The sequence below is a fragment of the Longispora fulva genome (assembly GCF_015751905.1).
Taxonomy (GTDB): Bacteria; Actinomycetota; Actinomycetes; order Mycobacteriales; family Micromonosporaceae; genus Longispora; species Longispora fulva.
The window spans coordinates 8458117-8474171 of the sequence record NZ_JADOUF010000001.1; the positions used below are offsets into that span (position 1 = coordinate 8458117).

Genomic DNA, 16055 nt, shown 5'->3' on the forward strand with positions numbered 1-16055 from the left:
GTCCTCGACGTCCTCCGAGGCTGATCGAATGTCATGCACGGCACCGCGAGACGTATGAAGGAGAGCAGCGTTGAGGTTCATGAACTGGTCGCCCGTTCACAACGAGCCCCTCGCGGACACGGCCGACGCCGTGGCCCACTTCGATGAGTGGGGATACAACGTCAGGCCGTGGGACGGCAGCCACGCGACAATGATCAGCGAGTATGTGACAACCGGAGAGAAGCCCACGTGCGCGCAGCAGCTCTCGTGATGATCGTGGCGACCATCGCGCTCTGGGTACTCCGTCGTTCCTGAGCGCCGCGCGTGCCCGGCGAGAGCCTCTGGACGATCCCGGACGCATCCGGACGGGCACATGGGTTCCCGGCCTCCGGCGGGGCCGGTTCAATCACGACATGAAGAAAATCCTCAGTGTGATCGGCGCGTCCGCCGCGCTCCTCGTCGGCTCCCTCGCGGTGGCCAGCCCGGCTCAGGCCAGTTCCTCAGGCGGCGGTTGCAGTGCTGACCTGAACTTCAACGACTACGTCATCTTCAACGCGTGCGCCTACGGCACGGCCTACGACCGTCAGATCAACGCGGTCGTGAACTGGACCGTCCTCAGCACCGACACCCGCATCTACGCAGAAGTGGACTACATGGGTTCCGACGGCAAGCCGCACTTCCAGAGCAGCTGTGGCGTGGGCAACGTGCTCACCTCCGACCAGCGCGGTTCCACCGGCACCCAGTGGCTGGTGAACTGCGGCGACCCTGGCGCGTGGTCGCTCGGCTACAAGGTGCGGGCCTGGGCCACCGAAGCGGGCAAGCCCTCCAGCTCCGCGTACAGCCCCAAGATCTACGTCAGGTAGCCACTCACGTGCCGGTGGCCCGCTCTGGCTGGCTACCGGCACCGGGGCGCGCGCGTACCCGGATGACGGGTTTGATCTGGACTCGGCCGGACTCCCGGGCGACGGTCCGGGGCGGGACGTAGGGTGTCTGCATGATTGATCTCCGCAGCGACACGGTGACCAGGCCCGGACCGGAGATGCGCGCCGCCATGGCCGCCGCGGAGGTCGGCGACGACGTGTACGGCGAGGACCCCACCGTCAACGCGCTCCAGGACCGGGTCGCCGCCCTGTTCGGCCACGAGGCCGCCCTGTGGACCCCGACGGGCTCGATGGCCAACCAGATCGCCGTCCAGTTGATCGCGAGCCCCGGCCAGGAGCTGCTCGCCGACACCGACGCGCACGTCCTCGCCTACGAACTGGGCGCGGCGGCGGCATACGGCGGCGTGAGCAGCCGCACCTACCGCGAACTGTCCGAGGTGCCCGCGATGATCCGCAAGGAGGGCTACAACGCCGTCCCCACGGCCGCGGTCGTCGTCGAGCAGACCCACAACCTGCGCGGCGGTACCGTCGTGCCCCTCACCGACCTCGAGGCCCTCCGCGAGACGGCCGACGCGCACGGGCTGGCCGTGCACTGCGACGGGGCCAGGATCTGGCACGCGCACGTCGCCACGGGCGTCCCGCTGGCCGAGTACGGCCGACTGTTCGACACCATGGCCGTCTGCCTGTCCAAGGGCCTCGGCGCGCCGGCCGGCTCCCTGGTCCTCGGCAGCGCCGAGCGGATCGCGCGGGCCCGGCCGATCAGGAAGCGGATGGGCGGCGGCCTGCGCCAGGTCGGCATCTACGCAGCGGCCGGCGACTACGCGCTGGGCAACATCGCCCGGCTCGACCAGGACCACGCCCGCGCCGCCCGGCTGGCCGGGGCGCTCGGGGTGACCGCCGCGACGAACATCGTGCTGGTGACCGTGCCGGACGCGGCCCGGGTGGTCGCCGGCGCGCGGGAGGGCGGGGTGCTGATCGGCGCGATGAGCCCGACCGTGGTCCGTCTCGTCACCCACCAGGACGTCGACGACGCGGACATCGACACCACCGTCGCGGCCCTGAAGCCCCTGCTCTGATCTGGCTCTAGACCTTGATCTAAGGCGCAGTGGCCCCGCTCAGGGCGGGGAGGCGAAGGCGGGGAAGGCCCTGCATACCGGTGTTGTATGCAGGGCCTTCCCCAACGCACGCATCGTCGTTGAGCGGGGCCCAACCTACTGAGGGCGGCGCCACATGGGCCACAAGGGCGTGCCGTCCGGAACAGTGAACGGCTCGCCGCGCAGCTCGTAGCCGTGCCGCAGGTACAGGTCCCGGCTCTCGGGGCTGCTGGCCTCCAGGTACGCCGGGCGGCCGGCCGCGTCCAGGGACGCGTGCCGGTGCCGGAGCAGCGCGCTGCCGACCCCCTTGCCCTGCCGGCCGGGGAGCACGGCGAGGAGCGCGAGGTGGTCGTGCGGCTCGTGCGGGTGGTGCGCGTCGAACAGCTCGTCGAGGGTGTGGAACCGGTCGGTCCACGGGCCGCAGATCTCGGCGAGCCGGTTGTCGTAGTCGTCGGGGGCCGGCAGCGGGGAGCCGTCGCGGGGGAACCACACGGCGGCGGCGTCCCGGTCGACGGTCAGGTGCACCTCGCCGTGCTTGAGGGCGTGTTCGACGAGGATCAGGAACTGCGGGGGCAGGATCCTGGCCCGGTCCACCACGTCGGGGACGAGCCACCGGGCCACGTCGAGGTCGTTGAAGGCGCTGGCGATCAGCCCGGCGACCAGGTTCGCGTCGCTGTCGCCTGCCACCGTGATGCCGACGGAGCTCATCGAGCCCCCTCGGTGGCGACGCGGGGCGAGACCGGGGCCTCGGGCGCGAGCACGCTGGGGCCGGTGCGGCCGATGGAGCTGTTGGCGCCGAGGCCGATCGACCGGTACACGTCGGGGCGGGTCGCCTTCAGCACCAGGGCCCACCCGACGCCGATCAGGGCGGCGACCGGGAACAGGGCCGGCACGATCCAGCGCAGCGGCGAGGTGGCCTCGACGCCGAGCAGGGTGGCGAAGTTGCTCACGGACAGGACCACCATCATGCTCAGGGCCAGCACCGCCAGGCCCGGGGCGATGAGGCGGCGCCACGCGGACTCGCCGTTCGGCTCGCGGCTGAAGAAGCCGATCACGGCGACGGAGGTGGCCGTGATCAGGAGCAGCACCCCGAAGGCTCCGCTGGTGCCGGCCCAGAAGAAGAGCTGGGTGAGTGGGTCGAGGCCGGCGGCGGCGTACCCGAGGATCACGACGAGGCCGAGGGCGCTCTGGGCCAGGGAGCCGACCTTGGGCGCCCCGGACCGGCGGCTGGTGCGGCCGAAGGCCGCCGGGAGCACGCGCTCGCGGCCGAGGGCGAAGGCGTACCGGGCCGTGGTGTTGTGGAAGCTGATCATCGCGGCGATCAGGCTGGTCAGCAGCAGGGCGTGTCCGATGTGGACCGCAGTGGTGCCCAGGTGCGCGCCCGCGAGCAGGAAGATGGTCTCCGGGCCGTTCTCCCGGGACGTGTTGACGATGTTCTCCGGCCCGGTGGCCACGGTCATGGCCCAGGCGGACACGGCGTAGAGGGTGGCGATGATGCCGACGGAGACGTACGTGGCGATGGGCACCGTGCGGCGCGGGTTCTTGGTCTCCTCCGCGAACACCGCCGCGCCCTCGAAGCCGACGAAGCCGGTGACGGCGATGACCAGCAGCGCGCCCAGCCCGGACACGAACAGGTTGCTGGGCTTGAGGGTCTCGTAGCTGACCGTGTTGCCGGCCGGGTTGAGCAGGCTGGCGGCGTCGTAGACCACGATCACGGCGATCTCGGCCACGAGGAGGAACGCCAGGATCGTGCCGTTGATGTCGACCCGCATGACGCCGAGCACGGCGACCAGGGCCCAGGAGAACAGCGCGATCACCCACCAGGCGAGGGAGACGCCGAACCAGTCGTTCAGGAGCGGCGCGGCGACGAAGCCGAAGCCGCCGTAGAGCCCGACCTGCATCATGTTGTACGCGAGCAGCGCGACCCACGCCGCCCCGATCCCGGCCGGCCGGCCGAGACCCCGGGTCACGTACGTGTAGAAGGCGCCGGCGTTGGACACGTGCCGGGCCATCGCGACGTACCCGACGGAGAACAGCACGAGCACGGCTGCGACGGCGAGGAAGGCCAGGGGGAGGCCCGTGATGCCGGTGACCGCGTACCCGGTGGTGATGACGCCGCCGACGACGGTGAGCGGCGCGGCGGCGGACAAGACGAAGAAGACGACAGCTGGCACGCCGAGCCTGCTGCTCGCCAGCGCCTGGGACACGTGGTCCGGGCGTTTGCGTCCGGTAGTGGACATGGGGGTGTCTTCCTTCGGGTGGGGGATGGGGGTGCACGGGGGCGACGTGGGGGCGTCAACCCCTGTGGGTCAGGACGGCGTCCCCGACGGCCGCTTCGACATGTCCGGCGAGTTCGCGCAGGGAGGCCGGCAGGGTGGACACGATCCGCCGCAGGTACCGTCGCGCGGAGGCCTGGTTGCCGTCCCACACCACGGTCTCGAACAGCCCGGCGGCCTCGACGAGCGCCGCCAGGGCCATCTCGTGCAGGTCCATCGGGCGGCCCTCGGTGAGCGACATCCGCAGCCGGGGGGCCGGCCAGCCGTTCTGGGCGAAGTCCACGGGGACGTAGCGGACCGTGGTGCGCCACAGGATCCGGGACTCCTCGCGGCGGAGGAACGCGAGCTCGACGAGGCGGTGCGCGACGTTCTCCGAGGCGGTCTGGCTGAGGTAGGCCAGCCAGGTGCGGATGTCGCGGTGCTGGGGGGAGCCGAGCATGTCGCCGAGCACGACGGCGGCGAGCGGGTCGGCCGGGGGCTGGCGGTCGATGACGGTGACGATGCCGTTCTCGATGGCCAGACACTGGAACAGCACGAGCTCGCCGAGGAGGGCCCCGGCGAGGCCGAGGTCGGTCGCCCTGCCGTGCAGCCGGCGACGACCGTCGGTGTCGTCGTGGGCGATCAGGAAGAACTCGTCGGCGAGTAGCACCGGGGTTGTCTCCTAGGGCGGGCCAGGTTCGCGAGGCGGGGGCGGGCCTCGTGTGATGAGTCGGGTATGCCGTGACTACCGGCGTCGATGCGGCTACAGAATAGGTGTGCGTCTCGCTGTGGGCAACCGGCCACAGTGGGTTATCAGGTGCGGACACCTCTGGCCTGCGCACTCTCCATTGTGATCTGTGCCTCACCCCTCCGGTCAGAGTTGATCATCCGTCTGACCGAGTGATACATAATGTATTACATCTGATCCACAGTGGATAACGTGCTGGGGGAGCCGGTGCGTGGATGGGACACAGAGGAGAAGAGAATGCGCAAGATCGCACAGCGCGGCGCGGCGGCGGCGGTACTCGCCGGACTGGCCACCGCCGGCCTGATGGTCGCGGCGGGCCCCGCCTCGGCCAGCACCAGCACCGAGACGTGCAGTTCGACGTTCTCGGGCGGCAACATCACCTACCGGGTGTGCGTGTACACCGACGGCGCGTCGGCGCACTCGTACGCCCAGGTGACCGGCGGCAGCCCTTTCTCGCCGGCGAACGTCTACACGTTCGGCAGCAGCTACGTCGTGGGTGGGGCCCAGCTCGGTCGGACCTCCGGCCCGTCGCGGGTCTACGGCAACGCGCAGTACTTCCTGGGTGGCGACACGGTCGGCTGCGGCGCGACCGTGAAGGCGGAGTTCAGCGCGAGCGCGAACTACGGCCCGTTCGGACCGACGGTCTCCGTCGAGAAGACCGTGGTCTGCTAAACGGGGCCAACTGAGGAGGGGTGGACCGGGCGCGCGACCGGTCCACCCCTTTTTCTATCTGTGTCAGACAATTGTCGGCTAACTCGACAAGTCGTCCTCAGTGGGCAATACAAAGATCAGCGTGACTGTACACGATGGATTGTTCGGGTCCGCTTCGTGAACGTTATCCCGAGGGAGGGAATCGACGGTCAACGAGTTGTGCCCGTCCATTCCCGGACCACGACACTCGCCATCAGTCGCGGAGGTGGCGGAGCGTCACCGGAACGGCGGGCGGTGGGAACCATTGCCGGCACCGGGAATTCGAGCGTGACCGATGTGACGAGGGTCCACGCCGCAGAGACCGCCGGCAGCGTGGCGTCGCCGGGAGTCGCCCAGTCCGCCGTGAGGAGCTTGGTGGCCGGGCTGCAGCCCTCGGCCCAGCGCCGGGTGGCCAGGCCGGGGTCCGACAGCCGGTGCAGGCCGAACAGGCAGGCGATATGCGTGGGTACGTGCGGGGTGTCGGCCGCGAACATGGCGTCCTTCGGCCACGGCCGCACCAGGTCCGCCTTGCCTCCGGCCCTGGCCAGCACGCCGAGTCGCGAGAGCTTCGCCGGGTCGACGTCGACCGCGTAGACGACCCCCGTCGGGGCCACGGCCGCGGCGATGGCGAGGTTGTCCTCGCCGGTGCCGGCGCAGTAGTTGATGACCCGGTCACCGTCCGAGCATCGTCCGATGCTCAACACGGCGCGGGTCGTTTCGGCGAGCGCGATGCGGTAGGTGGCGGCCATGTACTCCGACGACGTGAGTGCTTCACTCATTGCCGGGTTCCTTATCGTCAACGGGGGGGTGTCAATCGATAACTCGGCCAGGCTATGGCAAAGATTTGGCCCAATCAAGCAAACTGGTGTGTTGATCTTGAGAAAACAAATTTTCGTCAGCTATTGACTTCTGATCTATTCCGCCAGGCGACAATTTCTCGCACCATTTGTATTAGACGTCGTCCTCCTCGTCGGGTTCACGACTGACAAACTGCCAACTGACCGCTGTAATACCTGGCTGCAGGCTCAGCATGCTCACGGCGTCCTCGAGTTGTCCCGGGTCGGCGACGGCAGCGGTCAGCCGGGCGGTCACCTCGACCCTGCCGGTGTCCTCCAGGTCGCGGCTGCGGACCTCGTGCAGCGTGAACAGGTCGGCCGGCAGGGCGTGCACGAGCAGCGCGCGGATCTGCGCCTCGTCCTCGTCCCGGCACACGGCCCGCAGCAGGTAGTCGCGGTGCCGGCCGGGCGCGGAGACCACCCGGCGGTCGATCCGCAGCGCGACGGGCCGCAGCAGCAGGTTGGTGGCGATCACGGCGCCGGTGCCCGCACCGGCCGCCCCGAGGTGCCCGGCGGCGGACAGGCAGCCCACGGCCGCCGCGCACCAGATCGTCGCGGCCGTGTTGATGCCGCGCAGGCTGCCGCCCTCCCGGATGATGACGCCGGCGCCCAGGAATCCGATTCCGGACACCACCTGCGCGGCGACCCGAGTGGGACTCGCCTCCCGGTCGGTCAGGACGCTCATCAGCACGAACATCGCCGCACCGGTGGAGACCAGGGCCGTGGTCCGCAGGCCGGCGCTCCGGGACCGCCACTGGCGTTCCAGTCCGATCGCGATGCCGAGGCCGAGCGCGGAGCCCAGCCGGGCGGTGAGCAGCCACCACGTCGGGTCCTTCATCGCCCCATGATATCCACTTTGATGAGGAATATGGTGATTCACGGAATGGCGGACGGTCGACGGCATCGCCGCAGGTCACGCCTGCTATTTCGGTGGAACGTTCACACATTGGACAAACTTTGACCACGGGTACTGATCGCGATGAATATCAAATCTGATATACCACCCCTCACAAGGAGTACCTCATGTCTCCACTCTGGCTACGCTCCGGAGTCGCCCTCGGGACCCTGCTCGGCGCGCTCGCCGTCGCCGCCGTCCCTGCCCAGGCCGGACCGGCCGACGACACCGCGCTGCGGCGGACCGTCGAGAGCACCCTCGTCGCCGAGCGCGGCGCCCAGGCCCGGGCCGCGTACGCGAGCACGGCGCTGGAAACCATGGTCGAGCCCAGCCGCCGCTCCGGCGCCTGGGTGTTCGGCGGCGCGGTGATCCGGGTCCCCGACGGGGTCGAGGCCTCCCCGGTCACCGCGCTGTTCCTCGCCCACCGGGTGGCCGGCCGGTGGCGGGTGACCCTGGAGGGCACGCCGGAGTTCGGCGCGGCGGCCCAGGTCGCCCCCGTGGTCGACGCGGGGGAGCGGGCACTGTTCGCGGTCCGGCCGGCCCTCGCCGGGACCGCCACCGGGCTCGCCCTGCCGTGGGCGCAGGGCGCGGGCTGGGCGCACTGGGGCGTGCACGGCGACTCCGGCACGTCGCGGCCCTACAACGCGATCGACTTCTACGGCGGCGACGGGCATGTCAGGGCGTCGCGGGCCGGCAAGATCTACCGGTTCTGCACGTCGGCCCGCTGGCCGTACATCAAGGTGGTGCACGACAACGGCTACACGACCGGGTACTACCACACGGTCAACCAGACCACGAAGCCCGACGGCTCCGACATCGCCCTCGGTGAGCAGGTCGGCGACATCAACACCCAGCTACCGTGCGGCGGTTCGGCCAACGGCGACCACGTGCACTGGACCCTGTGGCAGGGCTCGACGGCCGTGGCCGTGCAGGGCAAGGACATCGGCGGCTGGACCTGGTACGAGGGCTCCAGCGCCTACCAGGGCTACGCCGAGCGCAACGGCACGAGGATCTACGGCAACACCTGCTGCAACCTCGTCAACTACGGCGGCGGCGGCCCGACTCCGACCTACTCCACCGGCACCGTCAACTCGGGCACCTACAGCAGCGTGAACGTGCGCAGTGGACCCGGGACGAGCTACGGCGTGATCGGCTCCCAGGCGCACAACGACGTCATCCAGATCGCGTGCACCGCCTCCGGCGGCTCCGTGTCTGGTCCGTATGGAACAAGCACCGTGTGGGACCGCAAGCCCGACGGCGGGTACGTCTCGGCGGCGTTCGTGAAGCTCGACGCGGGCCAGCCGGTCCCGCCGGGCTGCTGACGACGGCTACCAGGCGGTAACATGGGGTTCCCGGTGCGAGGAGGAACCCCATGTCCGCCACCCACGAGGTGACCAACCAGGTCCCGCCGCTCGTCGGCCGCGACCTCGCCGCCGACCCGGCCCTGCTGGAGGGCGTCGCCCGGGAGGGGGCCGACTGGTCCGTCGCCGACCTGCGCGAGCTGGGCGTCCTGGCCGGCAGCGCGCACGCCCGGGAGCTGGGCCGCCTGGCCAACGAGCACGAGCCGGTGCTGCGCACCCACGACCGGTACGGGCACCGGATCGACGAGGTCGAGTTCCACCCCGCCTGGCACGAGCTGATGACCACGGCGGTGTCCCGCGGCCTGCACGCCGCGCCGTGGGCCGACGACCGCAAGGGCGCGCACGTCGCCCGCGCCGCCCAGTTCTACGTCTGGGGCCAGGTCGAGGCCGGCCACTCCTGTCCGATCTCCATGACCTACGCCGTGGTGCCGGCCCTGCGCCGCAATCCGGAGCTGGCCGCCCGGTTCGAGCCGCTGCTGACCTCCACCACCTACGACTTCGGGCTGCGGCCCCCGGAGACCAAGCGCGGGCTGATCGCCGGCATGTCCATGACCGAGAAGCAGGGCGGCTCGGACGTGCGGGCCAACACCACCACCGCGACCCCGCAGCCGGACGGGTCCTACCGGCTGACCGGGCACAAGTGGTTCACCTCCGCGCCGATGTCCGACCTGTTCCTCGTGCTCGCCCAGGCCCCGGCCGGGCTGTCGTGCCTCCTGCTGCCCCGGGTGCTGCCCGACGGCGCGCTCAACCCGATGCGGCTGGTCCGGCTCAAGGACAAGCTCGGCAACCGGTCCAACGCGTCGGCGGAGGTGGAGTACGAGAACGCGACCGCCTGGCTCGTCGGGGACGAGGGCGACGGGGTGCGCACCATCATCGAGATGGTCAACATGACCCGGCTGGACTGCGTGCTCGGCGCGGCCAGCGGGATGCGGACCGGGGTGCGGGAGGCGGCGCACCACGCGACGTACCGGACGGCGTTCGGGAAGGCGCTGCGCGACCAGCCGCTGATGCGCAACGTCCTCGCCGACCTGGCCCTCGAATCCGAGGCGGCCACCACCGTGGCGCTGCGGCTGGCCGGAGCCAAGGACCGGGGCGAGGACGACTTCCGCCGCCTTGCCCTGGCCGTGACGAAGTACTGGGTGTGCAAGCGCGGCCCCGCGCACGCCGCCGAGGCCCTGGAATGCCTGGGCGGCAACGGGTACGTCGAGGAGTCCGGCATGCCCCGGCTCTACCGCGAGGCCCCGCTGGTCTCCATCTGGGAGGGCTCGGGCAACGTGGCGGCCCTCGACGCGCTGCGGGCCATGCGCCGGCCGGAGACCGTCGCGGCGTTCCAGGCCGAGCTGGGCCTAGCCGTCGGCGCTGACCGGCACTACGACGCGGCGCTGCGCACCCTGGCGCTGGCTGACGCCACCGAGGTCGGGGCGCGGCGGCTCGTCGAGCGGCTCGCGCTGCTGTTGCAGGCGTCGCTGCTGATCCGGCACGCGCCGCCGGCCGTGGCGGACGCGTTCTGCGCCTCGCGGCTGGGCGGGGACTGGGGGGTGGCGTTCGGGACGCTGCCGGGCGGGGCGGACCTGGACGGGATCCTCGACCGGCTGGGCTGAGAAGCGCACCCCGGGGACCGCCGCGCGCCGGGTCAGGTGTCGCCGTAACGGTCTGATCGTGCTCTGTGGTCTTCGGCGAATATCGATCGACTCCGGTCGGCCGGGCGGGTCACGATGGGGCGATGCTGAGACCCGACGTCCTCGACTACTACAACCGCGGCGGCGAACACGGCCGGCTGACGGCCGGCACCGGCCTGCTGGAGTACCTGCGCACCTGGGACATCCTGGAGCGCACCCTGCCGGCCACCCCGTGCGACATCCTCGACGTCGGCGGCGCGACCGGGGTCTACGCCGCCCCGCTCACCGCCGCCGGCCACAGGGTGCACGTCATCGACCCGGTTCCCTCGCATGTGGACGCCGCCGGCCGGCTTCCCGGCGTGACGGCGACGCTCGGGGACGCCCGCGCCCTGGACGTGCCCGACGCGAGCGTCGACGCGGTGCTGCTGTTCGGGCCGCTCTACCACCTGACCGAGCGGGCCGACCGGGTCCGGGCGTGGGCGGAGGCACGCCGGGTGCTGCGGCCGGGCGGGGTGGTGCTCGGGGCGACGATCGGCCGGTTCGCGTCCCTGTTCGACGGGTTCGTCAAGGGGTACGCGGCGGATCCGTTCTTCGTCGGCCTGGTCCGTGACGTGCTGACCACCGGGGTGCACGGCGGCGGCCCGTACTTCACCACGGCCTACTTCCACCATCCCGACGAGCCGCCCGCCGAGGCCCGCGACGCCGGCCTGGCCGTGCGCCGGGTGGTGTGTGTGGAGAGTGCACTGTGGATGGCGGGCCGGCTTCGCGAGGTGCTGGAAGACGCCGACCAGCGCGGACTCATGCTGGAGCTGCTCCGGGAGGTCGAGGGCGACCCGAGCATGCTCGGGACGAGTAGCCATTTGATCACTGTGGCGGGTCTCTTAACGGACTCTTAAGCTCAATGCCTTTTCTTCTTAAGTAAGACTTTGGCTAAGTTGCGTCACCCCCTAGTCAGTCGGAGGACGCATTGAACCCCCTCACTGCCACTCGACTGCGGCGATCCGCCCTCGCCGCAGTCGCACTCGGTGCCACCTTCGCGTTCGTGGCCCCCGCCACGGTCACCGCCGCGGCCCCGAGCGCGCCGGCCGCCGTGTGGGCCGCGGGTACCCGCGCGTACTTCGTGATCACCGCCCCCAATGACACCGCGGGCGCGAAGTCGGCGATCGCCACCAACGGCGGTTCCGTCTTCGCCTCCTACGACGCGATCGGCGTCATCGTCGCGCACTCCACCTCGGCGTCGTTCGCGGCGACGATGCGCGGTGTGTCCGGCGTGCAGCAGGTCGGCGCGACCCGGACCTCGGACGTGCCGGCGGACGCGTACAACCCGGCCATCCCCGCGTCGCCGGCCCAGTCGACCACCACGCTGACCGAGACCAACCGCTGGGACATGACCCAGATCAAGGCCGACCAGGCGTGGGCCGTCACGACCGGCTCCTCGTCGGTCGTGGTCGGCGTCCTGGACACCGGTGTGGACGACGCGCACCAGGACCTGGCCCCGAACTTCGACGCCACCGACTCGGTGTCCTGCGCCTACGGCAAGGCCGACACCCGCACGGGTGCCTGGCGTCCGGTGGGTGACCACGGCACGCACGTCGCCGGTACGATCGCCGCCGCCAAGAACGGCAAGGGCGTCGTGGGCGTGGCCCCCGGCGTGAAGATCGCGGCCGTCCGGGTCGCCGAGCCGTCGACCAGCCTGTTCTTCGCGGAGAACACGGTCTGCGGCTTCATGTGGTCCGGTGACCACGGCTTCAAGATCACGAACAACAGCTACTTCACCGACCCGTGGCAGTTCAACTGCCCGGATGACGTGGACCAGGCCGCCATCATCGAGGGCGTCAAGCGGGCCACGGCGTACGCGGAGGGCAAGGGCGTGCTGAACGTGGCCGCCGCCGGCAACTCCAACGTCAACCTGGCGAACAAGACCTCGGACACCTCGAGCCCGAACGACTCGACCGCGGTCAACCGCACCATCACCAACGCGTGCATCGACATCCCGACCGAGCTGCCGGGCGTCGTGACCGTGGCCGCGATGGGCAACGGCAACGTGAAGGCGTCGTACTCCAACTTCGGCAACGGCGTCATCGACGTCGCGGCCCCGGGCGGCGACGGCTCCAGCGGGGTCTACTCGACGATCCCGGGCGGCAAGTACGGCACCATGAACGGCACCTCGATGGCCAGCCCGCACGTGGCCGGCGTCGCGGCGCTGCTCGCCAGCCAGAACCCGACCGACACCCCGGCCCAGCTGCGGGCGAAGTTGTCCACCCAGGCCAACGACGTGGCGTGCCCCTCGGACACCCGGTGCACCGGCACGACGGCGAACAACGCGTTCTTCGGCGAGGGCCAGGTCGACGCGCTCAAGGCCGTGGGCGTCGTCGTCCCCCCGGGCAAGTACTTCGAGAACCTGGCCGACGTGGCGATCAACGACAACTCCACCTCGGAGTCCTCGCTGGTGGTCAGCGGGGTCACGGGCAACGCCCCGACGACCCTGAAGGTCGGCGTGAACATCGTGCACACCTACCGGGGCGACCTGGTCATCTCGCTGGTCGCGCCGGACGGTTCGGTGTACCTGCTGGAGGACTTCCCGAACAACGACAGCACGGCCAACGTGAACAAGACGTACACGGTCAACGCCAGCTCCGAGGTCGCCAACGGCACCTGGAAGCTGCGGGTGCAGGACGTCGCGTCCCAGGACACCGGCAAGATCGACGCCTGGAACCTGACCTTCTAGCAGGCCTGTGCCCCGGATCTCCACCCCTCAGGAGATCCGGGGCACCGCTCGCGCTTTCAGAGGGGGAGTGACCCTGCTGGGAGGCTCTGGACACTCCTCCTCTGAAAGCCTCAAACCTTTTTCGGGTACGTCACGCCCGCCACTCGCGGGCCAGCAGGGACCAGATCTCGTCGTCCTGCCGGGTGCCGCCTTCCCCGGCCGCGTTCACCTCGCGCAGCACCCCGTCCCGCCGCATCCCGAGCCGCTTGGCCACACCGATGCTGCGCTCGTTGCCGGCGATGGTGCGCCACTCGACCCGGCTCAGCCCGCGCACCCCGAACGTCCAGTCCAGCAGGTGGCCCATCGCGCGCGTCACCAGGCCGTGCCCGACCGCCGCGGGCTCCAGCCAGCAGCCGGCCTCGGCCACGCCCGCCGCCGGGTCGAAGGACACGAACAGGATGCCGCCCACCAGGGTGCCGTCCAGCCAGATCCCCCAGATCCCGCCGGCGTCGGCGGCGTGCTTGTCGGCGTACCGGCGCAGCACCGTGCGGGCCGAGTCCAGGTCCGTGGCCACGAAGGCCCGGCCGACCCACGGCGAGATGTAGTCGCGGCACCGGTCGAGGTTCGCCAGGAACTCCCCGGCCCGCCAGACGTCCAGGGGGCGGAGTTCGGCGCGGTCACCGAGTGGCAGGGAGAACATGGGCGGCCTCCTACGTACATAACGAATGTTCGGTAGGTACGCTAACACGATGCCACCCGCCCGTGGGGACCACGAAGCCCGCCGCCGCGACGTCTCCGAGGCCGTCTGGCGGGTCCTCGCCCGGCACGGCTTCGGCGGCCTGACCCTGCGCGCCGTCGCCACGGAGATGGACGCCTCCACCGGCCTGCTCGTGCACTACTTCCCGAACAAGCGCGCGCTGGTCGCCCACGCGCTCGGCGTGCTGTTCGAGCGCACCGAGACCCGCGACCGGCTCGAACCGCCCGCCGCCGGCCTGGCCGCGCTCCGGACGGGCCTGTGCGACATCCTGCCCCTGACCGGGGACGAGCCGGCCATGAGCAGGATCTGGGTCGGCTCGTGGGACGTCGCGCTGTCCGACCCGGAGCTGGGCGCCGAACAGGCCCGACGGTACGCGCTGTCGCGGGACCGGCTCCGGGTGCACGTCGAGGCGGCCCAGCTGCGCGGGGAACTGCCGGCGGGAAAGGACCCGGACGCCGTGGCGGCCGCGGCCCAGTCGTTCGCGCTGGGCGTCGTGGTGCAGGCGCTGCTGGATCCGGCGGCGTTCCCGGAGGAGCGTCAGCTGGCCCTCCTCGACGACTTCCTCGCCGGCCTGGCGTGCGCCCCCTGACGGCGGGGCGTCAGGACAGGCGGGACAGCAGTGCCTTCACCCCGGCCGTCACGTCCTCGGCCGTCCACTCCAGCGCCGGCCCGGCCACGGTCATCTCCGTCATCGACCACCCGGGCGTCCCGGCGTCCCACAGGAACCCCAGCACCCACTCCCCGGTCTCCTCCGCGTGCGCCAACGCCGCCGCGTTGACCACCTCCGCCGGGTAGGGCAGCCACACCTGGAACTGGTGCGTGTGCGGCACGGCCGGGTGCACGGTCACGTGTGCGGCGAGCGCCCCGGCGACCACCTTCGCGTGCGCCACGTACTCCTCCAGCCGGGGGAGTTCCGCGTCCAATCCGACCAGCGCGGACAGTGCGGCCGGCCACTGCTGGAACAGGTTGCCGCCGTACCGGTGCCGCCACGCCCTGGCCTCCGCCACGAACCCGGCCGAACCGGTCAGCGCCGCGCCGGAGATGCCGCCGAGGGTCTTGTAGAAGGAGACGTACACCGAGTCGGCGAGCGCGGCGATCTCCGCCAGGCCGTGGCCCAGCTGCACCGTCGACTCCCACAACCGGGCCCCGTCGAGGTGCACCCGCGCGCCCCGGTCCCGGGCGGCGGCGACCGTCGCGGTCAGCTCGTCCCAGGTCGGGAGCAGGAAACCGGGATCGCGCAGCGGCAGCTCCAGCATCAGGGTGTCGAAGGGCTCGCACGCCGCGATCTCCTCCGGCGTGGGCAGCCGGGGCGCCCGGGTCGGCCACACGGCCCGCAGCCCGGACAGGGTCGAATAGGCGTGCCGTTCGTGCACCTCGGGGTGCGACTGCGGGTGCAGGGCCACGGTCGTGCCGTGGATGCGCAGCGCCGCCTGCTGGGCCATGGTCCCGGTCGGGAAGAACAGCGCGGCCTCCGCGCCGAGCAGGTCGGCGACCCGGGTCTCGAGGGCCGCGACCGGGCCGCCGTCGCCGTACATGTCGCCGAGGCCGCCGGCCGCCGGGTGCGCCGCGAGCTGGGCCAGCCGGTCGGCGGGGGAGGGCATCGGGCTGCCGTTGAGCCGGCGCGCGCAGCTCCGGACGATCCTGGTACGGCGTTCCACCTCGGTCTCGGTCATCCGTCGATCCTGCCACGGGAAAACCACTGGCACGACCCGCGACAATCGACGACATGATCGCGTACTCCACGGACGTCTCCGTCCTCGACGCCACCCGCCTGACCGGCTTCTTCGTCGGCTGGCCGGCGGCGCCCACCGCCGAGCGGCATCTCGCAGCGCTCCGGGGCAGCCACCGGGTGGTCCTCGCCCTCGACGGCGACCGGGTCGTCGGGTTCGTCAACCTGATCAGCGACGGGGTGCTCACCGGGTTCGTGCCGTGGCTGGAGGTGCTGCCGGAGTACCAGAAGCGGGGGATCGGCGCGGAACTCGTCCGCCGGATCCTCGCCGAGGCCGGCCACCTCTACTCGGTGGACCTGGTCTGCGACCCGGACGTGAAGCCGTTCTACGACCGCCTCGGCCTGTTCGAGCTGGTCGGCATGGGCGTCCGCAACCGCGCGGTGCTGACCGGAGGCCCCGGCGCGGGCGAGTCCAAAGGTTTGGTCTAACCCTGGTGGCCCGCTGAGGGCGGCGCTGGCAAGCGAAAGGCCTGACCGCCAGGGCAGCGCCCTGCGGTCGGGACA

Annotated in this window: 18 protein-coding genes; 10 read left to right on the plus strand and 8 right to left on the minus strand. The window is 71.1% G+C overall.

Annotation, left to right across the window (positions count from 1 at the left end; translation table 11 throughout):
- Positions 1 to 70: 70 nt before the first annotated feature.
- Together IW245_RS39020 and IW245_RS39025 are read left to right on the plus strand one after the other, a co-directional pair.
- Entirely contained in the window at positions 71 to 250 is a 180-nt protein-coding gene (locus IW245_RS39020) for a hypothetical protein (RefSeq protein ID WP_197008064.1), read from the plus strand.
- 142 nt (positions 251 to 392) lie between these two features.
- A complete protein-coding gene (locus IW245_RS39025; protein WP_197008065.1) occupies positions 393 to 842 on the plus strand; it encodes a hypothetical protein in 450 nt (149 codons plus the stop codon).
- Positions 843 to 846: 4 nt separating this feature from the next.
- Here IW245_RS39025 and IW245_RS41945 read toward each other — a convergent pair whose 3' ends face one another.
- Positions 847 to 975, minus strand: coding sequence for a hypothetical protein (locus IW245_RS41945; protein ID WP_267920032.1), 129 nt, complete (start codon positions 973 to 975; stop codon positions 847 to 849).
- Here IW245_RS41945 and IW245_RS39030 point away from each other — a divergent pair.
- Positions 974 to 1936, plus strand: coding sequence for a threonine aldolase family protein (locus tag IW245_RS39030; protein ID WP_197008066.1), 963 nt, complete (start codon positions 974 to 976; stop codon positions 1934 to 1936). The two genes, IW245_RS41945 and IW245_RS39030, sit on opposite strands and share 2 nt — an antisense overlap.
- A 135-nt stretch (positions 1937 to 2071) precedes the next feature.
- Here the strand turns inward: IW245_RS39030 and IW245_RS39035 are convergent, their stop codons facing one another.
- The 3 genes from IW245_RS39035 to IW245_RS39045 are packed head-to-tail and all read right to left on the minus strand — an operon-like array spanning position 2072 to position 4879.
- Positions 2072 to 2662 (minus strand): GNAT family N-acetyltransferase, encoded by a 591-nt coding sequence (locus IW245_RS39035; RefSeq protein WP_197008067.1) that lies wholly within the window; start codon positions 2660 to 2662, stop codon positions 2072 to 2074.
- Entirely contained in the window at positions 2659 to 4194 is a 1536-nt protein-coding gene (locus IW245_RS39040; RefSeq protein WP_197008068.1) for an APC family permease, read from the minus strand. The genes IW245_RS39035 and IW245_RS39040 overlap by 4 nt, the downstream gene beginning before the upstream one ends.
- A gap of 55 nt (positions 4195 to 4249) precedes the next feature.
- Complete coding sequence (locus IW245_RS39045; protein WP_197008069.1) at positions 4250 to 4879, minus strand: GOLPH3/VPS74 family protein; 630 nt, start codon at positions 4877 to 4879, stop codon at positions 4250 to 4252.
- Between the two features lie 315 nt (positions 4880 to 5194).
- Here IW245_RS39045 and IW245_RS39050 point away from each other — a divergent pair, with 315 nt between their 5' ends.
- The gene (locus tag IW245_RS39050) at positions 5195 to 5629 is read left to right on the plus strand and encodes a hypothetical protein (RefSeq protein WP_197008070.1); all 435 of its coding nucleotides are present in this window, start codon (positions 5195 to 5197) and stop codon (positions 5627 to 5629) included.
- Positions 5630 to 5817: 188 nt separating this feature from the next.
- Here the strand turns inward: IW245_RS39050 and IW245_RS39055 are convergent, their stop codons facing one another.
- A complete protein-coding gene (locus IW245_RS39055) occupies positions 5818 to 6426 on the minus strand; it encodes a class I SAM-dependent methyltransferase (RefSeq protein WP_197008071.1) in 609 nt (202 codons plus the stop codon).
- 172 nt (positions 6427 to 6598) lie between these two features.
- Entirely contained in the window at positions 6599 to 7321 is a 723-nt protein-coding gene (locus IW245_RS39060) for an MgtC/SapB family protein (protein WP_197008072.1), read from the minus strand.
- Positions 7322 to 7506: 185 nt separating this feature from the next.
- Here IW245_RS39060 and IW245_RS39065 point away from each other — a divergent pair, with 185 nt between their 5' ends.
- The 4 genes from IW245_RS39065 (at position 7507) to IW245_RS39080 (ending at position 13086) form a co-directional block, all read left to right on the plus strand.
- Positions 7507 to 8700, plus strand: a complete 1194-nt coding sequence (locus IW245_RS39065) for a peptidoglycan DD-metalloendopeptidase family protein (RefSeq protein WP_197008073.1) — start codon at positions 7507 to 7509, stop codon at positions 8698 to 8700.
- 50 nt (positions 8701 to 8750) lie between these two features.
- The gene (locus IW245_RS39070) at positions 8751 to 10340 is read left to right on the plus strand and encodes an isovaleryl-CoA dehydrogenase (RefSeq protein ID WP_197008074.1); all 1590 of its coding nucleotides are present in this window, start codon (positions 8751 to 8753) and stop codon (positions 10338 to 10340) included.
- Between the two features lie 122 nt (positions 10341 to 10462).
- On the plus strand, positions 10463 to 11254 hold the full coding sequence (locus IW245_RS39075; RefSeq protein ID WP_197008075.1) for a class I SAM-dependent methyltransferase: 792 nt from the start codon (positions 10463 to 10465) through the stop codon (positions 11252 to 11254).
- 146 nt (positions 11255 to 11400) lie between these two features.
- The gene (locus IW245_RS39080; protein ID WP_233472962.1) at positions 11401 to 13086 is read left to right on the plus strand and encodes a S8 family peptidase; all 1686 of its coding nucleotides are present in this window, start codon (positions 11401 to 11403) and stop codon (positions 13084 to 13086) included.
- A gap of 130 nt (positions 13087 to 13216) precedes the next feature.
- Here the strand turns inward: IW245_RS39080 and IW245_RS39085 are convergent, their stop codons facing one another.
- Positions 13217 to 13765 (minus strand): GNAT family N-acetyltransferase, encoded by a 549-nt coding sequence (locus IW245_RS39085; RefSeq protein ID WP_197008076.1) that lies wholly within the window; start codon positions 13763 to 13765, stop codon positions 13217 to 13219.
- Positions 13766 to 13814: 49 nt separating this feature from the next.
- Between IW245_RS39085 and IW245_RS39090 the strand changes: the two genes are divergently transcribed.
- The gene (locus IW245_RS39090; protein WP_197008077.1) at positions 13815 to 14411 is read left to right on the plus strand and encodes a TetR/AcrR family transcriptional regulator; all 597 of its coding nucleotides are present in this window, start codon (positions 13815 to 13817) and stop codon (positions 14409 to 14411) included.
- Positions 14412 to 14421: 10 nt separating this feature from the next.
- Here IW245_RS39090 and IW245_RS39095 read toward each other — a convergent pair whose 3' ends face one another.
- Complete coding sequence (locus IW245_RS39095; RefSeq protein ID WP_197008078.1) at positions 14422 to 15495, minus strand: threonine aldolase family protein; 1074 nt, start codon at positions 15493 to 15495, stop codon at positions 14422 to 14424.
- Positions 15496 to 15548: 53 nt separating this feature from the next.
- Here IW245_RS39095 and IW245_RS39100 point away from each other — a divergent pair, with 53 nt between their 5' ends.
- Complete coding sequence (locus tag IW245_RS39100; RefSeq protein WP_197008079.1) at positions 15549 to 15980, plus strand: GNAT family N-acetyltransferase; 432 nt, start codon at positions 15549 to 15551, stop codon at positions 15978 to 15980.
- Positions 15981 to 16055: the final 75 nt, after the last annotated feature.

Bases quoted from the DNA above. Each gene is read 5' to 3' on its own strand.
- IW245_RS41945 (WP_267920032.1), bottom strand. From the start codon at position 975: ATGCAGACACCCTACGTCCCGCCCCGGACCGTCGCCCGGGAGTCCGGC.
- IW245_RS39075 (WP_197008075.1), top strand. From the start codon at position 10,463: ATGCTGAGACCCGACGTCCTCGACTACTACAACCGCGGCGGCGAACAC.
- IW245_RS39040 (WP_197008068.1), bottom strand. From the start codon at position 4,194: ATGTCCACTACCGGACGCAAACGCCCGGACCACGTGTCCCAGGCGCTG.
- IW245_RS39085 (WP_197008076.1), bottom strand. From the start codon at position 13,765: ATGTTCTCCCTGCCACTCGGTGACCGCGCCGAACTCCGCCCCCTGGAC.
- IW245_RS39095 (WP_197008078.1), bottom strand. From the start codon at position 15,495: ATGACCGAGACCGAGGTGGAACGCCGTACCAGGATCGTCCGGAGCTGC.
- IW245_RS39060 (WP_197008072.1), bottom strand. From the start codon at position 7,321: ATGAAGGACCCGACGTGGTGGCTGCTCACCGCCCGGCTGGGCTCCGCG.
- IW245_RS39090 (WP_197008077.1), top strand. From the start codon at position 13,815: ATGCCACCCGCCCGTGGGGACCACGAAGCCCGCCGCCGCGACGTCTCC.
- IW245_RS39050 (WP_197008070.1), top strand. From the start codon at position 5,195: ATGCGCAAGATCGCACAGCGCGGCGCGGCGGCGGCGGTACTCGCCGGA.
- IW245_RS39025 (WP_197008065.1), top strand. From the start codon at position 393: ATGAAGAAAATCCTCAGTGTGATCGGCGCGTCCGCCGCGCTCCTCGTC.
- IW245_RS39030 (WP_197008066.1), top strand. From the start codon at position 974: ATGATTGATCTCCGCAGCGACACGGTGACCAGGCCCGGACCGGAGATG.
- IW245_RS39035 (WP_197008067.1), bottom strand. From the start codon at position 2,662: ATGAGCTCCGTCGGCATCACGGTGGCAGGCGACAGCGACGCGAACCTG.
- IW245_RS39055 (WP_197008071.1), bottom strand. From the start codon at position 6,426: ATGAGTGAAGCACTCACGTCGTCGGAGTACATGGCCGCCACCTACCGC.
- IW245_RS39065 (WP_197008073.1), top strand. From the start codon at position 7,507: ATGTCTCCACTCTGGCTACGCTCCGGAGTCGCCCTCGGGACCCTGCTC.
- IW245_RS39100 (WP_197008079.1), top strand. From the start codon at position 15,549: ATGATCGCGTACTCCACGGACGTCTCCGTCCTCGACGCCACCCGCCTG.
- IW245_RS39070 (WP_197008074.1), top strand. From the start codon at position 8,751: ATGTCCGCCACCCACGAGGTGACCAACCAGGTCCCGCCGCTCGTCGGC.